Annotated in this window: 20 protein-coding genes; 14 read left to right on the top strand and 6 right to left on the bottom strand. The window is 72.4% G+C overall.

Features of this window, described 5'->3' with window-relative positions; all coding sequences use genetic code 11:
• Window positions 1-154: 154 nt before the first annotated feature.
• Window positions 155-937 (top strand): LOG family protein, encoded by a 783-nt coding sequence (locus BLU27_RS27990; protein ID WP_241827681.1) that lies wholly within the window; start codon window positions 155-157, stop codon window positions 935-937.
• Window positions 938-961: 24 nt separating this feature from the next.
• Here the strand turns inward: BLU27_RS27990 and folP are convergent, their stop codons facing one another.
• Entirely contained in the window at window positions 962-1822 is an 861-nt protein-coding gene (gene folP, locus BLU27_RS27985) for a dihydropteroate synthase (RefSeq protein ID WP_092656731.1), read from the bottom strand.
• Window positions 1823-2013: 191 nt separating this feature from the next.
• Between folP and BLU27_RS27980 the strand changes: the two genes are divergently transcribed.
• Genes BLU27_RS27980 through BLU27_RS27965 form a run of 4 tightly spaced genes read left to right on the top strand, consistent with a single transcriptional unit; the run spans window position 2014 to window position 4283 of the window.
• Entirely contained in the window at window positions 2014-2403 is a 390-nt protein-coding gene (locus tag BLU27_RS27980) for a DivIVA domain-containing protein (protein ID WP_092656729.1), read from the top strand.
• 5 nt (window positions 2404-2408) lie between these two features.
• A complete protein-coding gene (locus tag BLU27_RS27975; protein ID WP_197682006.1) occupies window positions 2409-3047 on the top strand; it encodes a DNA-3-methyladenine glycosylase I in 639 nt (212 codons plus the stop codon).
• A 1-nt stretch (window position 3048) separates the two neighbouring features.
• Complete coding sequence (locus BLU27_RS27970; protein ID WP_092656725.1) at window positions 3049-3468, top strand: RidA family protein; 420 nt, start codon at window positions 3049-3051, stop codon at window positions 3466-3468.
• 2 nt (window positions 3469-3470) lie between these two features.
• Window positions 3471-4283, top strand: a complete 813-nt coding sequence (locus BLU27_RS27965) for a GNAT family N-acetyltransferase (protein WP_092658426.1) — start codon at window positions 3471-3473, stop codon at window positions 4281-4283.
• Between the two features lie 52 nt (window positions 4284-4335).
• On the opposite strand, the gene BLU27_RS27960 is transcribed toward BLU27_RS27965, so the two are convergent.
• Complete coding sequence (locus BLU27_RS27960; protein ID WP_092656723.1) at window positions 4336-5163, bottom strand: enoyl-CoA hydratase-related protein; 828 nt, start codon at window positions 5161-5163, stop codon at window positions 4336-4338.
• Complete coding sequence (locus BLU27_RS27955; protein WP_092656721.1) at window positions 5160-6005, bottom strand: PaaX family transcriptional regulator; 846 nt, start codon at window positions 6003-6005, stop codon at window positions 5160-5162. Before BLU27_RS27955 ends, BLU27_RS27960 begins: the two co-directional genes overlap by 4 nt.
• Before the next feature lie 289 nt (window positions 6006-6294).
• Between BLU27_RS27955 and BLU27_RS27950 the strand changes: the two genes are divergently transcribed.
• A complete protein-coding gene (locus BLU27_RS27950; RefSeq protein WP_092656719.1) occupies window positions 6295-6462 on the top strand; it encodes a DUF3117 domain-containing protein in 168 nt (55 codons plus the stop codon).
• Window positions 6463-6763: 301 nt separating this feature from the next.
• Window positions 6764-10201: a S8 family serine peptidase gene (locus BLU27_RS27945; protein ID WP_092656717.1), complete on the top strand. Its 3438-nt coding sequence runs from the start codon at window positions 6764-6766 to the stop codon at window positions 10199-10201.
• Between the two features lie 207 nt (window positions 10202-10408).
• Here BLU27_RS27945 and glgA read toward each other — a convergent pair whose 3' ends face one another.
• Entirely contained in the window at window positions 10409-11566 is a 1158-nt protein-coding gene (gene glgA, locus BLU27_RS27940; protein ID WP_092656715.1) for a glycogen synthase, read from the bottom strand.
• 79 nt (window positions 11567-11645) lie between these two features.
• Here glgA and BLU27_RS27935 point away from each other — a divergent pair, with 79 nt between their 5' ends.
• Window positions 11646-12110 (top strand): MmcQ/YjbR family DNA-binding protein, encoded by a 465-nt coding sequence (locus BLU27_RS27935; RefSeq protein ID WP_092656713.1) that lies wholly within the window; start codon window positions 11646-11648, stop codon window positions 12108-12110.
• On the opposite strand, the gene BLU27_RS27930 is transcribed toward BLU27_RS27935, so the two are convergent.
• On the bottom strand, window positions 12083-12628 hold the full coding sequence (locus BLU27_RS27930) for a GNAT family N-acetyltransferase (RefSeq protein ID WP_092658424.1): 546 nt from the start codon (window positions 12626-12628) through the stop codon (window positions 12083-12085). The two genes, BLU27_RS27935 and BLU27_RS27930, sit on opposite strands and share 28 nt — an antisense overlap.
• 48 nt (window positions 12629-12676) lie before the next feature.
• On the opposite strand from BLU27_RS27930, the gene glgC reads away from it, so the two are divergent.
• Entirely contained in the window at window positions 12677-13906 is a 1230-nt protein-coding gene (glgC, locus tag BLU27_RS27925) for a glucose-1-phosphate adenylyltransferase (protein WP_092656711.1), read from the top strand.
• 41 nt (window positions 13907-13947) lie between these two features.
• Here the strand turns inward: glgC and BLU27_RS27920 are convergent, their stop codons facing one another.
• On the bottom strand, window positions 13948-14574 hold the full coding sequence (locus BLU27_RS27920; protein ID WP_092656708.1) for an O-methyltransferase: 627 nt from the start codon (window positions 14572-14574) through the stop codon (window positions 13948-13950).
• Between the two features lie 423 nt (window positions 14575-14997).
• Between BLU27_RS27920 and sigE the strand changes: the two genes are divergently transcribed.
• The 5 genes from sigE to BLU27_RS27895 all read left to right on the top strand — a co-directional run bounded on the left by sigE (window position 14998) and on the right by BLU27_RS27895 (window position 19838).
• On the top strand, window positions 14998-15678 hold the full coding sequence (gene sigE, locus BLU27_RS27915) for an RNA polymerase sigma factor SigE (protein ID WP_241827680.1): 681 nt from the start codon (window positions 14998-15000) through the stop codon (window positions 15676-15678).
• A complete protein-coding gene (locus BLU27_RS27910; RefSeq protein ID WP_157728837.1) occupies window positions 15675-16325 on the top strand; it encodes an anti-sigma factor family protein in 651 nt (216 codons plus the stop codon). Before sigE ends, BLU27_RS27910 begins: the two co-directional genes overlap by 4 nt.
• Before the next feature lie 5 nt (window positions 16326-16330).
• Window positions 16331-17515 (top strand): sigma-E factor regulatory protein RseB domain-containing protein, encoded by a 1185-nt coding sequence (locus BLU27_RS27905; RefSeq protein ID WP_157728836.1) that lies wholly within the window; start codon window positions 16331-16333, stop codon window positions 17513-17515.
• Between the two features lie 59 nt (window positions 17516-17574).
• The gene (locus BLU27_RS27900) at window positions 17575-19137 is read left to right on the top strand and encodes a S1C family serine protease (RefSeq protein ID WP_092656704.1); all 1563 of its coding nucleotides are present in this window, start codon (window positions 17575-17577) and stop codon (window positions 19135-19137) included.
• A gap of 128 nt (window positions 19138-19265) precedes the next feature.
• Window positions 19266-19838 carry a sec-independent translocase gene (locus BLU27_RS27895; protein ID WP_092656702.1) on the top strand — a complete coding sequence of 191 codons (573 nt, stop codon included), beginning with the start codon at window positions 19266-19268 and terminating at the stop codon, window positions 19836-19838.
• The last annotated feature ends 15 nt before the right edge of the window (window positions 19839-19853 follow it).

Below are 19853 nucleotides of genomic sequence, written 5' to 3'. Positions count from 1 at the left end.
GTCACCGGTGTCAGCGGCGTCATCGGCGTCATCGGTCCGTACACCCGACAAATCGGCGTCGGCCGGGACCGAACCGGCGGCGGCCGGGACCGAACCGGCGGCGAGGCGGCCGCCGGAGAAGCAGCGGGGCCGGGTCGTCACTCGGCGTACCCAGGTGGAGACGAGCACGACCGACCAGCGCTTGCTGGACACCCGCGGTCCCTCCGACTGGGTGCACACCGACCCCTGGCGGGTGCTGCGGATCCAGTCCGAGTTCGTCGAGGGCTTCGGCATGCTCGCCGAGCTCGGGGCGGCCATCAGCGTCTTCGGCAGCGCCCGCACCCGGGTCGAGGACCCGATGTACGCGATGGCCGAGCGGGTGGGCCGCGGCCTCGCCGAGGCCGGTTACGCGGTCATCACCGGTGGCGGGCCGGGTGTGATGGAGGCCGCCAACAAGGGGGCAAGCCAGGCCGGCGGGGTCTCGGTCGGCCTCGGCATCGAGCTGCCGTTCGAGCAGGGCATGAACCCCTGGGTCGACGTCGGCATCAACTTCCGCTACTTCTTCGTCCGCAAGACGATGTTCGTGAAGTACGCCCAGGGTTTCGTCGTGCTTCCGGGCGGGTTCGGCACCTTCGACGAGCTGTTCGAGGCGCTGACGCTCATCCAGACGAGGAAGGTCACGTCGTTCCCGCTGGTGCTGATCGGTACGTCGTACTGGTCGGGGCTGCTGGCCTGGCTGCGCGACACGGTGCTCGCCGACGGCAAGATCAAGCCGGCCGACCTGGAGATGCTGCACCTGACCGACGACGCCGACGAGGCCGTCGAGTTCGTCGTCCAGGCATCCCGGCGACCGGTCGTGGACGCCGGAAACGGCAGTGCTGCGGGAGAGGCCGGCCCCGGCGGCAACGGCGGCAGGGCCGGCAACGACGGGAACGGCGGGCCGGTTCCGCCCGACTGATGCAGTCGCTCGGCGGCGGGTTCGTCAGGCCAGCCCGCGGCGCGGACGCGCGGGCGGCCGGACTCCGCGGACCGAGGCCACCATGTCCAGCACCTGCCTGGTCTCCCGTACGTCATGGGCGCGGAAGACACGCGCGCCCTGCCACGCCGAGACGGCGGTGGCGGCCAGCGTCCCGGGCAACCGCTCCCCGACCGGAAGGTCCAGCGTCTCGCCGATGAAGTCCTTGCGGGACAACGCGACCAGGACGGGCCAGCCGGTGGCGACGAGCTCGTCCAGCCGGCGGGTGACCTCGAGGGAGTGCCAGGTGTTCTTGCCGAAGTCGTGGGTCGGGTCGACCACGATCCCGTCCCGGCGTACTCCCGCCGCCACCGCCCGCTCGGCCAGGTCGGTCACCCTGGCCACGACGTCGGCCACCACGTCGGCGTAGGCCACGCGGTGCGGGTCCGTACGCGGGGGCAGGCCGCCGGTGTGGGAGCAGACCAGCCCGGTGCCGAACTCCGCGGCCACCTCGGGCAGCCCCGGATCGGCGCCGGACCAGGTGTCGTTGATCAGGTCGGCGCCGGCCGCGCACAGTTCCCGGGCGACCGGCGCCCGCCAGGTGTCCACGCTGATCACGAGTTCGGGGTGGCGGGCCCGGACCTCGGCGACGAAGGGCGCGGTCCGGGCGAGTTCCTCGGCCACGCTCACCTCCGCGCCGTGGCCGGCCTTCACCCCGCCGATGTCGACGATGTCGGCGCCGTCGGCGACCACGGCCTCCACCCGGTCCAGAGCTGCGCTCTCGGCGAACGTCGCTCCCGCGTCGAAGAAGGAGTCCGGCGTCCGGTTCACGATCGCCATCACGGCGTACTCCCCGGCGCCGAACTCCCGTCCGCCCAGCCGCAACATCCGCACCTCCGTGACCGGCGTGGCACCGGCCTGCCCACCGCACTGCCCGGGTCCCGGCTCGCCGGGCCTCCGCTGAGCTTCCCAGCCTGGCAGGCCCGGGCGGCCGGCGTCGCGCGGGCAGGGTAGCCCCGACGGCGCGGCGGCGTCCCCTACCCGACCGACTGGGGGTGGCGCATGGCACGATCAGGCGCATGACCTGGCTGTGGGTCGTCCTCGTGCTGGTCGTGCTCGGATCAACCGCCGCGGTGGCGGTCGGGCGCGGCGGTGCGATGGCGCGCGCCTATCCCGACCGGCGGGAGGTCCGCCTGCCCGCCGACCGTCCGGTCAGCGCGAGCGACCTCGACGATCTGCGGTTCTCCGTCGTGCTGCGGGGCTACCGCATGGACGAGGTGGACGACGTGATCGCACGCATCGGCCGCGACCTCGCCGAGCGGGAGGAGCGGGTGGCCGTCCGCGAGCGGGAGGTCGCGGAGCGCGAGAGCCGGCAGCCCGACCGGGCCGCCGACCGCGCCGAAACTGCCGACCGCGCCGCCGTCGAGCACCGTGTCCCCGGTGAGGGCCACGGGGCGGGCGAGCGGTGACCGCCGTGACCGCGGTGACCGGTCCGGACGGGCTCGTGCGGTGTGCCTGGGCGACCTCCACCCCCGACTACATCGCCTACCACGACCTCGAGTGGGGCCGGCCGATCCGCGACGACCGCGGGTTGTTCGAACGCATGACCCTGGAGGCGTTCCAGTCCGGACTGTCCTGGCTGACGATCCTGCGCAAGCGGCCCGCGTTCCGCTCGGCGTTCGCCGACTTCGACATCGCCACCGTTGCCGGGTTCGACGACTCCGACGTACGCCGCCTGCTGGCCGACGCCGGGATCGTCCGCAACACCGCCAAGATCAATGCCGCGATCCGCAACGCCCGGGCGGCCCACGACCTCGACGGCGGGCTCGCTGCGCTGCTCTGGTCCTTCGCCCCCGACCCGGCGACCCGGCCCGCGCCCCGTACGCCGGCCGACGTGCCCGCGACCACACCGGAGTCGACGGCCATGGCCAAGGCACTCAAACGCCACGGGTTCACCTTCGTCGGACCGACCACCTGCTACGCCCTGATGCAGGCTGCTGGCATGGTCGACGACCATCTGCTGGAGTGTGTGGCTCGTGGGTCCGCCGCTGGGGACGTGCCCGCCGGAACCCTGTCCGCCGGGGCGAGCAGCGTCAAGCCGAGGGAGTGGTGAGGTGGCACGTCGACGAGTGGCGTCCGGGAACGATCTCGAACGCGAGTACGGCTACAGCCGGGCGGTGTCGATCGGCGACCGCGTGCTGGTCGCCGGCACCGCACCGGTCTGGGAGGACGGCGAGGTCGACCCCGATCCCGGTGTGCAGGCGTTCCGCTGCATCGAGATCATCCTGACCGCACTCGCCCAGGTGGGTGCGGGACCCGAGCACGTCGTCCGCACCCGGATGTACGTCACCGACGCGGCCTACGCCGACGCGGTGGGCCGGGTACACGGCAAGGTGTTCGGCGAGATCCGGCCGGTGACCTCGATGCTGGTCGTCGCCGGGCTCCTCGACCCGCGCTGGAAGGTCGAGATCGAGGCCGAGGCGATGTTGCTGAACGAACGCACCAAGTGGGGCCGGGTGCTCGGCGGCCGCTGATCATGGCCGACGGTCCCCGACCCGGGTCCGAGGAGGAGTTCTCCCGGGCGGTCGAGGTGTTCGCGCGGGGCTACGCGTTCGTGCGCAGCGCCACCCATCCCTACCTGTGTGAACGCGTGGAAGGGTCGGGTACCGCCTGGGTGCTCCGCGACGCACCGAGGCGCGACCCGCGCCGAGGCCGGCGCGAGGAGTGGGTAGGTCACGGTCCCGCCGCGGCGGACCTCGACGCGCTGGCCGGGGCGCATGCCCGCACGCACTTCGCGCTGTCGGTGATCCGCCGACTCGAGGAGCCGGACGGGCCGCTGCGCTCGGCGTACAAGTCCCGCGGCTTCCGGTTCCGCGGCGCCGAGCCGCTGATGATCCACCGGTTAGGCCTGATGCCTTCCCCGCCGGCCGCGCGCACCGCCGAGGGGACGCTCGTGCGGACCACCCGGGTGACCACCCCGGCGCTCGCCGAACGCCTGGGCGCCGTGACCCGTCGGCGGCCCCTGGGTCCGGAGTTCCTCGCCGAGGACAGCCCGCAGCGCCAGTACGCCGCCCTCGCCGGCGCGGAGATCGTCGGCTGGGTCAGCAGCGTCGTCGTACGGTTCGCGGACGGCTCGGTCGCCACCTGGTGCGCTGACATGTACGTCGCGGCCGAGCACCGGCGCCGTGGCATCGCCCGCGCTCTGCTGGCGCGCATGCTGCGCGACGACCGGAAGCACGCCTCCACCGCGTCGGTCCTCACCGCCAGCCGGGCCGGCGCCGAGCTCTACCGGAGTGCGGGCTACGACCAACTCGGTGAGCTGCTGCTGTTCCAGCCTCCGAAGCCCTGACCACGCCGCGGCGCGCGGGGTGAAGGGGCGACCTCTGCGGACGAGGAGCCGCTCAGCGACCCTCGAACTCCGGCCGGCGCTTGGCGACGAACGCCGCCACCGCGTTGGCGTGGTCGGCCGTGGCGCCGCAGCGCCGCATCATCGCGCCCTCGAACTCCAGCGCCTCGCGCAGCGAGCTGTGCGCGGCGTAGGCGAGGGATTCGCGTACCGCCGCGTAGGCGACCGTCGGCCCGGCAGCGAGCTCACGGGCCAGCGCGTCCGCCTCCCGAGCCAGGTCTGCCGCGGGAACCACCGACGTGGCCAGCCCGACGCGTTCGGCCTCCTCCGCCCCGATGGTGCGCGGCCGCATCAGCAGGTCCACGGCCCGGGCGTGCCCGACCAGCCGGGGCAGCGTCCACGAGGTGCCGGTGTCGCAGGACAGCCCGATCGCGGTGAAGGCGAGGTTGAACCCCGCGGTGTCGGCCAGCACCCGGAAGTCGCAGGCGAAGGCCAGTGCGGCGCCCGCTCCGGCGGCCACGCCGTTGACCGCCGCGACCACCGGCTTGGGCATGGTCGCCAGGCCGTCCGCGATCGGGATGTAGTGCTCCGGGACGGTGGACCAGACCTCTTCCAGCGGACGCTCGCGCAGCGCGGCGACGTGCTCGCGGAGGTCCTGGCCGGCACAGAACGCCTTGTCGCCGGCGCCGGTGAGCAGGACGCAGCGAACGGAGTCGTCGGCCGCGGCGGCCGAAACGGCGTCCCGCAGTGCCTCCTTGGTGGCCAGGTCCAGGGAGTTCGCGGCGTTCGGGCGGTTCAGCGTGATCGTGGCCACGCCCGCCTCGACGGCGTACCGGACCGGCGTGGTGGTCGATGCCGTCGGCGAGTCGGTCGGTGAGGTCATGTCGTTCCTCCGGTCTGGGCGAGACAGGTGTCCACGAATCGGGCCGCGGCCGGCAGGAGGGCCGCGGCGTGGGTGTCGAAGTACGCCGCGGCCGCGTCGCCGGGCCAGTCGGCGGGAAGCAGTGCGCTCGGCAGGCCCGGGTCGGTGAAGAGGAACTTCCGCCACTCGTGCACCAGCCGGCTGCGGGCCGCGAACGCCCGCCGGTCAGCGTCCTCGCCCACCGTGACCCCTTCCACGCCGCCTCCTTCCAGGCCGTCTGCTTCCACGCCGGTGTCCGCCCAGGCATGCGTCCGGGCGTCGCGCAGCCACTGCTGGTACGCCGTACCCAACGCGGTCAGGTCGAAGGCCCGGGCGGCGAGTTCGGCCGGGTCGCCGAGGTCTCGGGCGGTGAAGCCGTCCGCGCGTACGCCGTCCGCCGCCAGCAGGGACTCCGCCTCGCCCGACCGGCGTGGCGCCAGCCAGGTGTCCCCGCCGAGGCGGGCGTACCCGAGGAACGCCAGGCCGGCGTGCAGGCGCTCGCGAAGGCTTCGGTCGGGTACGTGGGGGAGGACCAGGAGGTGCCAGGTCCCGTCCCACTCGCTGCCACGGGTGCGGTAGATGCGGCCGGCAGCCTCGTCGAGCCGGCGCACGGCGCGCCCGGTGAGCGCGTAGCCGGGACCGCCCGGCGTCCGGACCGATGTCAGCCAGCCCTGCCGGACCATCCGGGACACCGCGGTCCGCACCGCCGCGGGGTTGATCCCGAGCGGCGCCAGCAACTGGACCAGCGCGGCCACCGGCGCCCGGCCGCCACGTGACCGGAGGTGGTCGCCGTAGAGGTCGAAAAGCGCCGAACGTGCCCGCATGGGCGAAGTCTGCCGGAAGAACTCGGGGTCCGAGGGCTGAGAGCGATGCTGGGTGGCTCCGGGCCGGCCCACACCGGGTGGCACTGCGTGGCGGCGGGTTGCACTCAGCGACACCGGATCGCACCGAACGGCATCGTTCCGGACACGGTGCGCGGGCCCCGGCGATCTTGACTTTCGGTGTCGATGCACGATGCGGGATAATGTCCCGGCGTAACGGCACGCTTCGGCGGCCTCGCACCCCTCGCGGTGTGGAGCCGTCGCGCACGGACGACACGAAAGGAGTGCGCGGATGGCGGCCATGAAGCCGCGGACGGGCGACGGACCGCTTGAGGTCACCAAGGAGGGGCGGGGCATCGTGATGCGCGTGCCCCTCGAAGGTGGAGGGCGGCTCGTCGTCGAGCTCTCGGCCGACGAGGCCCGCGAGCTCGGTGACGCGCTCAAGTCGGTCGTGGGCTAGCTCGACCAGGACACCAGCACAGCCACACCAGCACGAAGGCCAGCAAGCACCTGCCCCGGCCGGGACCGCGGTTCCGGCCGGGGCTTTCGCATGCCACGTCCGTGCTGGTCTTTCGAATTCGCCGCAAAAGCAATTGTCGTGCATTTACTCCACAGCGTGTCCGGCTTGTGACAGGATCACCGCACTCGTTCGAGTTCTGCATCAGGTGACACGGGGGAAGGTTCGCCACTTCAGACCTCGAGAGCGCCGTGGCAAGGCCCGCGCCCTCGGCCCCTCGTGTCTTTCACGGGGAGGTCTGTGCATGAGCGTCTCCAGACATCGCTTCCGGGCGCTGGCCGTGGGTGGCCTGGTGGCCGGCCTGGTCATCGCCATCGGTCCGGCCGGCTGGGCGGGTTCGCCCGGCTCGCCCGGCGGGCCAGGTGGCCGGCCGGAACACCAGCGCGCGGCCGGCGCCATGGACACAGCGGGCATTGGCGGGGCCACCGGCGCCCGGGCCCGGCCCGTCTCGGTGACCCTGGTCACCGGCGACCGGGTCCTGCTCCCGAGAGCCGACGCGAAGTCGGTGTCGGTCCTGCCCGGCGAGGGCCGGACAAAGATCAGGTTCCTGACTCACCGGGCCGGCGGGCACCTCTACGTCATCCCGGCCGACGCGCTCGCCGCGCTCGGGTCCGGCCGCCTCGACAGGCGGCTGTTCGACGTCACAGGCCTGGTCAGGTCGCGTTACGACGACGCCCACCGCAGGACCGTCCCGCTGATCGTGACCTACCCGGATGCCTCCGCGCGGTCGGCCGGGGCGCGGCTCGCCGCCGCCGGCGCTCGTCAGGTGCGCACGTTGCCGGCAATCGACGGTGCCGCCCTGACCGTGGGCAAGAAGCGGGCCGGGGAGTTCTGGGCCGGCCTGACGTCGCGACCGGGTGCCCGGACGTTCGGACCCGGCATCACCAAGGTCTGGCTGGACGGCGTACACCATCCGGCCCTGGACCAGAGCGTGCCGCAGATCGGCGCGCCCGCCGCATGGAAGGCCGGCTACACCGGAAGGGGCGTGACGGTCGGCGTTCTGGACACCGGCATCGACGCCACCCACCCCGACCTCGCCGGCCAGGTCAAGCTGGCCCGCAACTTCGCCGGCGGCCCGCCCGGGGACCAGGTTGGTCACGGCACCCACGTGGCGTCGATCATCGCCGGTACGGCGAAGGCGTCCAACGGCAGGTACAAGGGTGTCGCCTTCGGCGCGAAGCTGCTGGACGGGAAGGTGTGCGTCGACGAAGGCTGCGAGGAGTCCGCGATCCTCGCCGGCATGCAGTGGGCCGCGGCGCAGCGGGCCACGGTGGTCAACATCAGCCTCGGCGGCAGCGACACCCCGGGCGACGACCCGATCGAGGCGGCTGTCGGCACGCTGACCCGCCAGACCGGAACGTTGTTCGTCATCGCCGCCGGCAACAGCGGGCCCGACGAGCACACGATCGAGTCGCCGGGCTCCGCGGAGGCCGCACTCACGGTCGGTGCGGTGGACAAGCAGGACAACCTGGCCGAGTTCTCCAGCCGGGGTCCACGCGCCGGCGACGGCGGGATCAAGCCGGACATCACCGCGCCCGGCGTCGACATCGTGGCCGCCCGGGCGGCCGGGACCGAGCTGGGCGACCCGGTGGGCGACAAGTACGTACGGCTCAGCGGGACCTCGATGGCCACCCCGCACGTGGCCGGGGCGGCGGCCCTGCTGGCCCAGCAGCACCCCACCTGGAAGGCGGGCCGCCTCAAGCCGGTCCTGACCTCCTCGGCGAAGTCGAGCCCGGACCTGTCCGTCTACGAACAGGGCTCGGGCCGGGTGGACGTGGCCAGGGCCATCACCCAGACGGTGCTGGGTACGCCCGTCAGCCTGTCGTTCGGTGTCGCCCGCTGGCCGCACGCCGACGACAAGCCGGTGACCAGGCAGGTCACCTACCGCAACACCGCCAGGAAGGCGGTCACCCTCGCCCTGAAGGTCGAGCTGGCCCGTCCCGACGGGCGACCGGCACCCGCCTCGGCGATGCGGCTGGTCTCCCCATCGGTGACCGTTCCGGCCGGTGGGTCGGCCTCGGTGTCGGTCACCTCCGACACCCGGCACAACGGTCCGGACGGCGCGTACAGCGGTCGGTTGGTGGCCACCGGCCCGGCCGGTGTCTCGCTCGGCACGCCGCTCGGGGTGGACAAGGAGGTCGAGAGCTACGACCTCACGATCAGGCACCGTGACCGTACGGGCAAGCCGACGGCGGGGGCCTTCGACTCGGTGGTCGGACTCGACAACTACACCTTCCTCAACCCCGAGCCCGGCGCCGACGGCAACGTGAAGATCAGGCTGCCGAAGGGGATGTACGTACTCGAGGCCAACGTCACCAGCTTCGAGTCTTCCGACCCGACGTGGGTCCAGCTCGTGCAGCCCACCGTCGCGCTGACCCGGAACGTCACGATCGACGCCGACGCCCGCATCGGCCGGCCGGTGTCGACCACCGTGCATCGCTCGTCGGTACGGCCGGCACTGGTCGACATCGCCTACGACCGCACCGGACCGGTGATGGCTTACAGCTCCTCGCTCTGGGCTGATTCCTTCGACGGGCTCTACACCGGCCAGCTCGGGCCCAAGGCACCCGTCTCGGGGATGCTCTCCTACGTCGCCAGCCAGTGGGCGGTCCCGGGCAGGGACGGCTCGTTCACCAACAGTCCTTACTTCTACGGGCTGCTGAACACCGTGCACGGGAGGTTCTTCACCGGCCTGCAGCGCAACGACGTGAAGGACAGCCAGCTGGGCAAGGTCGTCTCCCGCTTCGCCCGCCAGCAGCCGGGACGTCAGGCGTACCGGTTGATGTTCGGTGCGGCGGACCCCGGTGCGTCCAGGTCGGCGACCGGACTGTTCATGGACCTGCCGCACAAGGTGACGAGCTACCTCGAACCCGGTCCGACGGAGTGGTCCACCGAGTTCTACGAGTTCGTTCTCGACGAGGAGGGCTGGCCGCAGGAGCAGACCGCGCTCGGCTCGGCGGACCGCAGCTACCGCGCGGGTAGGGCGTATCGGGAGCGGTGGAACTCCGCCGTCTTCGGGCCGACACTCCCGAACGATTCGTGGGGCGCGTCGGTGGGGCGCTACGGCGACGACCTCGTGGTCGACATCCCGTTGTACTCCGACGCCGCCGGCCACCCGGGTGGCTCACTGGTGGACAGGGCCCGGACCCGGCTCTACCGCGACGGGCACAAGATCGCCGACTCGGTCTACCCCGGCTACCTCGACGACTGGGTGACGGTGCCGCGGGCGAGGGCGAACTACCGGATCGAGGCCACCGCCACCAGGCCGACGTACTCGAGGCTGTCCACGAGGATCGCCGCCACGTGGACCTTCTCCTCCCGGCACGCCGGGGACGCCGAGCACGTGGTCCCGCTGCCCCTGTCGGCGATCCGGTTCGCCCCGAGGCTGGACAGTTCCAACCAGGACCACCGGCGCCGGGTGACTCTGGTTCCGGTGACCGTCACCCCGCAGGCGGGGTCGAGCGCCGGCCGGACGAAGAAACTCACTGTGGGGGTCTCCTGGGACGACGGCAGGTCCTGGCGGAGGGCGCTGGTCCGTCACGAGCGCGGTGACCACTGGGTGGCGCTGGTGCCACCGGCACCGCACCGGCCCGCGTACGTCTCGCTGCGGGCAAGAGCGGTCGACGCCCAGGGCAACACCGCCGAGCTGACCGTCCACCACGCGTACATCGTCGGGAAGTGACGCAGGGCTCGCGGGAGCCGAATTCCACCGTCTGGGATCCAGGTGGTTTCGGCTCCCGCGGGTGCGGGGTAGATGTGGCTGCGAGCGACGGACACGACACCGGACGCGGCGGAACGGACCACCACCCGTTCGCGACATGTCGGTCCAGGATCGCTCGCGGAGACGCCCGGTGCCGCTCGACCCGGCGGCGAGCGGCATCGGGTCTCCTCAGCTGATCAGTTCGGCGTAGACCTCGGCGGTCCGCCGCGCCAGCGCGTCCCAGCCGTAGTCCTCTACGGCCCGAGCCCGTCCGGCCAGGCCCATCGTCGTGGCGCGGTCCGGATCGGCGACCAGTGCGTTGACGGCCTCGGCCAGGCCGCGTTCGAATCCCCTCGGATCGGCCTCGTCGTAGTTGACGAGCAGCCCGGTCCGGCCGTCCTGGACGACCTCGGGAATGCCGCCGACCGCGCTGGCGACGACGGCCGTCTCACACGCCATCGCCTCCAGGTTGACGATGCCCTGAGGTTCGTAGATCGACGGGCAGCAGAACACCGTGGCATGGGTGAGCACCTGGATGACGTCCTCCCGGGGCAGCATCTCCTGCACCCACACCACCCCGTCGCGCTCGGCCCGCAGCCGGTCGACCGCGGCCGCGGACTCCGCGGCGAGCTCGGGGGTGTCCGGCGCGCCGGCGAGCAGCACCAGCTGGGCCTTCGGGTCGAAGCCGGCCGCCGCGCGCAGCAGGTGCGGCACCCCCTTCTGCCGGGTGATCCGCCCGACGAAGGCCACGCTCGGCCGGGAGGGGTCGATGCCCAGCCGGTCGACCACGTCGGTACGCCGGTCGGGGGCGTACTGCACGGTGTCGATGCCGTTCGGGATCACCCGGACCCGGGCGGGGTCCACCGCCGGATAGCAGTCCAGCACGTCGTCCCTCATCGCCGCGCTGACCGCGATGATCGCGTCCGCGCTCTCGTAGGCCGTCCGCTCCGCCCACGAGGAGAGCCGGTAGCCGCCGCCGAGCTGCTCCTCCTTCCACGGCCGGCGCGGTTCGAGGGAGTGCGCGGTGACCACGTGGGGGACGCCGTACAGGAGCTTGGAGAGGTGGCCGGCCAGGTTGGCGTACCACGTGTGGGAGTGGACCACCTGCGCCCGCTCGACTCCGGCGGCCATCTCCAGGTTGGCCGCGAAGATCCGCAGGGCGGGGTTGGCGCCGGCCAGCCGCGGATCATCCTCGGAGTGCGCTTCGGCGCCGTCGCGGGGCACGCCGAGGCAGTGGACGTCGAGGTCGACCAGCGTGCGCAGGGCCCGGCTGAGGTAGTCGACGTGGACGCCGGCGCCGCCGTAGACCTGGGGCGGAAACTCTCGGGTGAGCATCGCGACTCGCATGTCCGGACTCTACGACCCGGGTGCGGACAGGCGAAGCCCTCGGTTGCCGGGTGACCGGGCCAGGCCGCATCATCGGCGGATGACACGGGATTCCGGCAGTTCGCGCAGTGATCCGAGCGGCGATCCGAACACCGAGCAACCGAGCGCTGACGACCCGCTGGTGCGGCTGCGAGCGCTGTGCACCGCCCTGCCCGAGGTCACCGAACGCCCGAGCCACGGTGAGCCGACGTGGTTCGTGCGGGACAGGAAGGTGTTCGTGATGTACGCCGACCACCACCACGACGACCGGCTCGGGTTCTGGGCGGCCGCGCCGGAAGGCGTGCAGCAGCTGCTGGTCGAGGCCGAGCCGGGCGGCTTCTACCGGCCGCCCTACGTCGGGCACCGCGGCTGGCTCGGGGTGTACCTCGACGTGGACGTCGACTGGGACCGCGTGGCCGAGATCGTGACGGACGCCTACCGGCAGATCGCCCCGAAGCGACTGGTCGCCGAACTCGACCGGCGCGAGTCCGAGAGCCGTCAGGACCGCGAGGTCGGCACCCAGTAACGCAACTTGCCGTTGCGTTCGTCCTCGAGCACGCCGCCGTTGGCCTCGATCACCTTGCGCGACCCGACGTTGTCGGTGTCGCAGGTGACCAGCACGGGGTCGATCCCGAGGTCACGGCTCACCGGCAGTGCCGCCGCCAGCATGGCCGTGGCGTGTCCCCGGCGCCGGGCGCTGGGGCGTACGTCGTAGCCGATGTGCCCGCCGACCTCGAGCAGGAACGGCGTCAGCCGGTGCCGGATCGCCAGCCGGCCGAGGTAGTCCTCGCCGTCGACGTACCACAGAGTGGTGGAGGGCACGAAGCCGTTCGGCCTCGGCGTCTCCTCCCGCGCCGCCGCCCGCAGGTCCGCGACGTACGCGGCGAACCCGTCCGGGGTCGACCACACCGCGGCGTACTCCCGGAACTCCCGTCCGATCATGGAGTTGTCCTCCGCCGTCCCCCGCCCCTCGCCGAGGAACTCCTGCATGGCTTGGAGGAACGAGACCCGCACAGTGGGTGTCGGCGTGACCAGATCAGGCATGGCGCCCATTGTGACGCGTTTGAAATCGGCGAAGACTAGGGTGCCGGTATGGGTAAGGAACCGCGGGTACTCGGGATCGTGCTGGCCGGCGGCGAGGGTAAGCGCCTCATGCCTTTGACAGCTGACCGCGCGAAACCCGCCGTGCCCTTCGGCGGCACGTACCGGCTCATCGACTTCGTGCTCTCCAACCTCGTGAACGGCGGCATCCGCCGACTTTGCGTTTTGACCCAGTACAAGTCGCATTCGCTCGACCGGCACGTGTCGCTGACCTGGCGGATGTCGACCCTGCTCGGCAACTACGTCACGCCGGTCCCGGCCCAGCAGCGGCTCGGCCCCCGGTGGTACCAGGGCAGCGCCGACGCGATCTTCCAGTCGCTGAACCTCATCTACGACGACCAGCCGGACTACGTCGTCGTCTTCGGCGCCGACCACGTCTACCGGATGGACGTCGAGCAGATGGTGGATGCCCACATCGCCGGTGACGCGGGCGTCACGGTGGCCGGCATCCGGATGCCGCGCGACCAGGCGTCGGCGTTCGGCGTGATCGAGACCCACCCCGACGGGCGGTCGATCCGGGCGTTCCTCGAGAAGCCCGCGAACCCGCCCGGCCTGCCGGACAGTCCGGACGAGACGTTCGTGTCCATGGGCAACTACGTCTTCACCACCGACGTGTTGCTGGACGCGTTGCGAATGGACGCCGACGACGAGGGCTCGGTCCACGACATGGGCGGGAGCATCATTCCGATGCTCACCGACAAGGGCGAGGCGCAGGTCTACGACTTCGCCGACAACGATGTGCCGGGTACGACCGAGCGCGACCGGAGTTACTGGCGCGACGTCGGAACCCTCGACTCCTACCACGAGGCCCACATGGACCTCGTCTCGATCGAGCCGGTCTTCAACCTCTACAACACGGAGTGGCCGATCTTCACGAGCTTCCCGCAGTTGCCCGGTGCCAAGCTGGTCGAGGGCGGGCAGGCTACCGAGTCGATCCTGTCGATGGGCTCGATCATCGCGGGCGCCCGGGTGGACCAGTCCGTCCTGTCGCCGGGCACCCGCATCCTGCGGGGCGCCGAGGTGAGCAGCGCGGTGATCCTCGACGGCACCGTCGTGGGTGAGGGAGCCGTGATCCGGCGCGCCATCCTGGACAAGAACATCGTGGTACCGGACGGCGCCCGGATCGGCGTCGACCCCGAACACGACCGGGCCCGCGGCTTCACGGTGACCGACAGCGGCATCACCGTCCTGGGCAAGGGCCGGCGGATCCCCGACAACTAGGACAGCGCGGCCGGGCGGGATGCGGGGCCCGCGAACAGGGGTTACGGGCGCTTGGTGGCGCAGAGGAGCCCGTCGCCGACCGGCAGCAGCGCCGGGACCACCCGCTCGTCGTCCAGGATGCGCTTGCCGAGCTCCCGGATCGTGACCGTCACGGGGTCGCGCTGCGCGGGGTCGGCCACCCGGTCGTGCCACAGCGTGTTGTCGATGGCCACGACGCCGCCGGGCCGCAGGAGACGCAGCGCCTCCTCGTAGTACTCGGCGTACTCGTTCTTGTCCCCGTCGCAGAAGACGAGGTCGTAGGCGCCGTCGGTGAGCCGGGGGAGCACGTCCAGGGCGCGGCCGGTGATCAGCCGGGTGCGCTGGGACGCGATCCCGGCGTCCAGGAAGGACTCCCGTGCCAGCCGCTGGTGCTCGGCCTCGACGTCGACGCTGGTGAGCGTGCCGTCGCGGCGCATGCCGCGCAGCATCCAGATGCCGGAAACCCCGCAGCCGGTGCCGATCTCGACGACGGTCCGGGCGCGGAGCACGGAGGTGAGGAACCGCAGGGCCGCCCCGCCACCTTGTCCGATGGGACTCGCACCGACCTCGGCGGCGCGTGCCCGGGCCTTCGCGAGCACGTCGTCCTCGGCGACGAAACCCTCGGCGTAGGCCCAGGTGTCGGGCTTCATCGTGGAGATAACTGCCTCCTTGGTGGCACGGCGCGCACGGGTGGTCGGCGCGTCGTTCGCAGAGATCCGGTCCGGACGGAAGCCTAGTCCCCTCCCGCCCGGAATCGGTCTCCAACGCCTGGTCAGGACGGTTTCGGTCGCATCCGGGCAGTCTCGGGTGGCTTTCGGTGACGACGGCATGACCTGACGGACACATGCGACCCGCACCCTGAGTCCTCATAAGGGACAATCCCTGAGGTCCCCGAAGCTAAGAAGGGGCTAAGACCAGGGGTGGATCCGAGGCGTTTTGGCCGACCCGCAGGGACAATGGGAGGGCACCGCCGGACCTGCGGCGGGGCGTCGCCCGTTCTGTGCGGGCGGACGGAAGGACGATACCGCGGCGGGAGTGCCCCGGCGCCGGTGAAAGTTGGGGGAGGTGGTCCGATGGCCGACAATCTGGCGGGCACGGTGCCGGCAGAGACCTGGACGCCTCCGTCCTGGGACGAGATCGTCCGCACCCACTCCTCGCGGGTCTACCGGCTCGCGTACCGGCTGACAGGCAACCGGCACGACGCCGAGGACCTCACCCAGGAGGTCTTCGTCCGGGTCTTCCGGTCGCTGTCCACCTACACGCCGGGCACCTTCCAGGGCTGGCTGCACCGCATCACCACCAACCTCTTCCTCGACCTGGCCCGCCGTAGGCAGCGGATCCGCTTCGACGCGCTGCCCGACGACGCCCCCGAGCGCCTGCCCGGCTCGGAGCCCAGCCCGGCCCAGGCCTACGACGACCGCCACCTCGACGCCGACATCCAGGCCGCGCTGGAGGCGCTTCCCCCGGAGTTCCGGGCAGCCGTCGTCCTGTGCGACATCGAGGGCCTATCGTACGAGGAGATCGCGGCCACACTCGGCGTCAAGCTGGGCACCGTCCGCAGCCGGATCCACCGTGGCCGCTCGCAGCTGCGGGAGGCGCTGGCCCACCGGATGCCGCCGCGCCGGCCCGAGCCGGGCACACCCGCTGCTGCAGCCGCTGTCTACGACGTCACGGACGTCGCCCCCACCGCCGGGTCCGCCGGCGCGGCCGACACCGCCGAGAGGACGGTCACCGCCGAAAGGACGTCCTGGTGACCCACGACCGCGCCGTTCTCTCGGCACTGGTCGACGGGGAGCTCGACCACGAGGCTCGCGACCGGGCACTGGCTCACCTCGCCCATTGCGCCGAGTGCCGCGACGCGGTGGACGCCGAACGCCGGGTCAAGTCGCTGCTGTCCGGGATGTCCGCACCCACCCCGTCGGCATTCCTGGAGGCCGGTCTGCGCGCGCTGGCCGAGCCGGTCGGAGTGGTCGGCGAGGACGCTTCCCGTCAACCGCTCGGCCCGGGCGTGAGCGCGACCACGGGCGGCTTCGCCCGTACGCCGATCCAGGCGGGTGTCCGGGGTCCGATCCGCGCGCCGCGACCCGGCCCGCCCACGGCACACCGTCCACCCGGCCAGCCCGGCACCCGCCGGCCACGCCGGGGCGGCCACCCTGCGGGGCGTTCCCGGCGCCGGCTCACGGTCGGTGTCGCGGGGGCCGCGGCGATGGCGACCATGACGTTCGTGGTGGCGTTCGCCGCCGGAGGCCAGCCGAAGCAGCCTCCGGTGAGCGTGGTCCCGCCCGTGCAGCGGTACGCCGTCGACCACGCCGGCTCCGCGGCCGAAGTCCCGTTGTCCGACCCCGGTGCCGCGACCGCTTCCTTCGATCGGGGGCTCCTCGCGCCAGCGGCCGGGCGGTGACGCCTGTGTCCACCCGTCCTCGGTGGCCGGGGCCGCTGGCATCCCGCCCGCCGACGTTCCGGCCGCCGTCGGCCACCGTGGTAGGCCTGCTGGTCGTGGCGGTCGTCGCCGGCATCCTGCTCGCGAGCGCTCTGCCGACCGGGTCCGCCGCGGGCGGCGCCCGCGGGGCGCGGGATCCGCGGGCGGTCCCGCCCGGATCGCCGAGCGCGCCCGACGACCCCCAGGCGGTGCGCCTGTTGCACCGCGCGGTGGCTGCCGACCACACGGTCGCCTACCGCGGCACGCAGTTCGTGGCCGTCTGGTCCCCGGCCGCCGACAGCTCAGAACTCGTGGACGTCGACAACCTTCCCGGCCGTGGCACCACCCTCACCGGGCACGGTGGCACCTCGACGACCTTCGTGGACCGCTCGGCTGACGCGCGTTCGGACGGGTCGGAGGCCTCCGGCGACCACGTGGAGAGCCTCGGCCTGCTCACCGCCGCCTACCAGCTGCGGCTCGCGGCGCCCGGCCACTCGGCGGGGCGTACGACCGACGTGGTGGAGGCGGTCCGCGCCGACGGTGCCGTCGCGGCGCGCTTCTGGCTCGACCAGCGGACCGGCCTCCTGGTACGCCGGGAGCTCTACGACCACGACGGGTCGCTGGTCCGGGCCAACGCGTTCGTGGACCTGGACTTCGGTCCGGCTCCCGCCCCCGGCGGATCAGGTGAGCAGTCCGCGCGGGCGACGTCGAGGCCGGTGGCCGACGACGGAGCGGTCGTGGAGGTGGCCGACTATCCCCGGCTGGCCGGCCGGGGCTGGAACTGCTGCGAGACCCGGCTGGGTACCGGCCCCGCCCTGCGAGACGTACGCCGGTCCGGCGACGGCGCGAGGCTGCACCTCTCCTACACCGACGGCCTGGTGAGCACGTCGGTGTTCGAGCAGCGAGGCGAGCTGGACGAGGCGGGTATGCGCGGTTTCACCAGGCATACGACCGACGCCGGTGACGTCTACGTGAAGTACGGCCTGACGTCATACGCCGTCTGGGCCGACAACGGCCTGGTTTACACGGCGGTGTGCGATACGCCGCAGGCGTTGGATGCGGTGGTTGCGGCATTTCCCCGCGACCGGGTGACCACCACAGGACCTGGCCTGACGCAACGACTGGACCGGGGCGCCGCCAGGATGGTGTCCTGGTTGAATCCCTTCGACTGACGAGGTGTGGGGCGCGCCGGGCGCCTCGCGGGGTTCGACGAGGGAGGGGTGGGGCCGGGATGACCGAACGCAGCGAGGCGTACGAAGGCGGACGAGTCGCCCCGGGAGCCCAACCGCAGGAGCCCCGGCCCGAGCAGCCGCCGCGGTGGTCGGCGCACCAGCCCCAGCATGCCCAGCAATCCTCCCCCCAGTCCTCCGAGCAGGCCCCGCGCTTCTCGCAGGCGCACGGCCCGTCAGAGTCCCAGTCGTCGCGCCCGTCGGAGTCCGCGGTCGCGCGCCAGGCGGGTCCGCCCGGGCAGGCCACCGCGGCGCCGTGGTTCGCGCCGCCGCCCGGTCGACAGGGCCCGTCCGGCGTCCCGCCGCAGCGAACCACCCGGCTACCCGGCTATCCCACCGAGCGTCCCGACTTCGAACCCCCGCCGCCCTGGGCGCGTCCGGCCGCCCGTAACGGCGTACATCGGGCGGAGCCGGGGTTCCCGCAGTCTCCCGCCGACCCGGTCGGCCGAGAGGGCGTCCGCGGACGGCTGCCGCGACGCAACGTGCTGATCGTGGTGGGGGTCGTCCTCGTCCTGCTCGCGGCGACGCTCGGCGCCACCGCGGGAGTGCTCGCCACGCTGCGATGGGGCCCGGCGCTGATCACCAGCGAGCCCCAGGCCCCCGACGACAACCTCGGCTCGAAGGGTTCGGCGTTCCCCAGGCCGGAGAGCGTCGCCAACGTGGCCAAGGCTCTGTTGCCCAGCGTGGTGCAGATCTCGGTGACCGCCGCGCAGGGACGGGCCACCGGCTCCGGGTTCGTCCTCCGCGACGACGGCTACATCCTGACCAACAACCACGTGGTGGCGTCGGCCGCCGGCGGCAACGGCATCAAGGTCACCACGAACGACGGCCAGGAGGCGACCGCGACCGTCGTGGGCCGCAGCCCGGCGTACGACCTCGCGGTGATCCGGGTGAAGGGCGTTCGCAACCTCAAGCCGGTGGCACTCGGTGACTCCGACAAGGTGCGGGTGGGAGAGCCGGTGGTCGCGCTGGGCTCCCCGCTCGGCCTGGCCGGCACGGTCACCAGCGGCATCGTGAGCGCGCGCAACCGTCCGGTCACCGCCGGCGGGGGGCAGAGCGAGATGTCGTTCATCAACGCGTTGCAGACCGACGCGGCGATCAACCCCGGAAACTCCGGTGGCCCGCTGGTGAACCTGCGCGCGCAGGTGATCGGCGTCAACTCCGCGATCGCGACGATCAGCCAGCGCAGCCCGTTCAGCGGCAACGAGGAGCAGGGCAGTATCGGGCTCGGCTTCTCCATCCCGATCGACCAGGCCCGCCGGACCGCCGACCAGATCATCAGGACCGGCCACGCGGTGTATCCCGTGGTCGGCGCGGTCGTGGACGTCAACCACCAGGGTCCCGGCGCCCGCCTCGGCGAGATCCAACCGAACAGCGCCGCGGCCAGGGCGGGGCTGCAGAAGGGCGACGTGGTGAAGGTCATCAACGGCCACCGGGTGACCGGCGCCGACGACCTGATCGTCCAGATCCGCAGCCACGTTCCCGGTCAGCGGGTGGAGCTGGTCTACGACCGGGGTGGCGACGAACACAAGGTGATCGTCACTCTCGGTCAGGAAACCGGCTGACCGTACGCCGGTCCCGCCCGGCGCCCCGGCCGCCGGCGCCGGCACCGGCGGGGAGGCGAAACTGGCCGGGGCTGGACCGGCCTGCCGGGCCCCGCGCGGAGATCAGCGAGGGGGGTTACTCTGGCCCCGTGTTCGACATCGGCGCTCCGGAGTTCCTCGTCCTGGCGATCGCCGCGCTGTTCATCTTCGGGCCCGACCGGCTGCCCGACATAGCGCGGCAGGCCGCACGCGGCATCCGGCAGGTCCGGAGCATGGCTACCAACGCCCGCCGCGAGCTGTCCCGGGAGCTGGGGCCGGAGTTCGAGGATCTCGACATCGCCGACCTCAACCCCCGCAACTTCGTCCGCAAGCACGTTCTGTCCGGCCTGGACGAGGACGACCTGCGCATCGACCGTGACCTCGACCTGCGCGACGACCTGCGGGTGGACACGGACTCCAGGAGCAGCCGCAACGGAACGAGCAACGGTGCTGCCGATGACGACCCTGACCGGGACACCGACTCGACCAGCGGCACCGGCTACGACGGCGACCACGACTCCGGCTACGGATCGGACTCCGGCACGGACCCGGTGAACGGCTCCGTGCACGTCGACGACGCGGACGACGCGGACGATCCGGACCACCTGGGAAACGGCACCGATCGGGCCGACGGGAGCAGGCCGGCCGAGCGCCGTCCGGTCTTCGACCTCGAGGCGACCTGAGGCACCGAGCGGGTC

It is taken from the genome of Actinopolymorpha singaporensis (assembly GCF_900104745.1).
In the GTDB taxonomy this organism is placed as follows: domain Bacteria; phylum Actinomycetota; class Actinomycetes; order Propionibacteriales; family Actinopolymorphaceae; genus Actinopolymorpha; species Actinopolymorpha singaporensis.
Note: the sequence above shows the minus strand (reverse complement) of the source record. Positions and strands in the feature narration are given on the sequence as shown.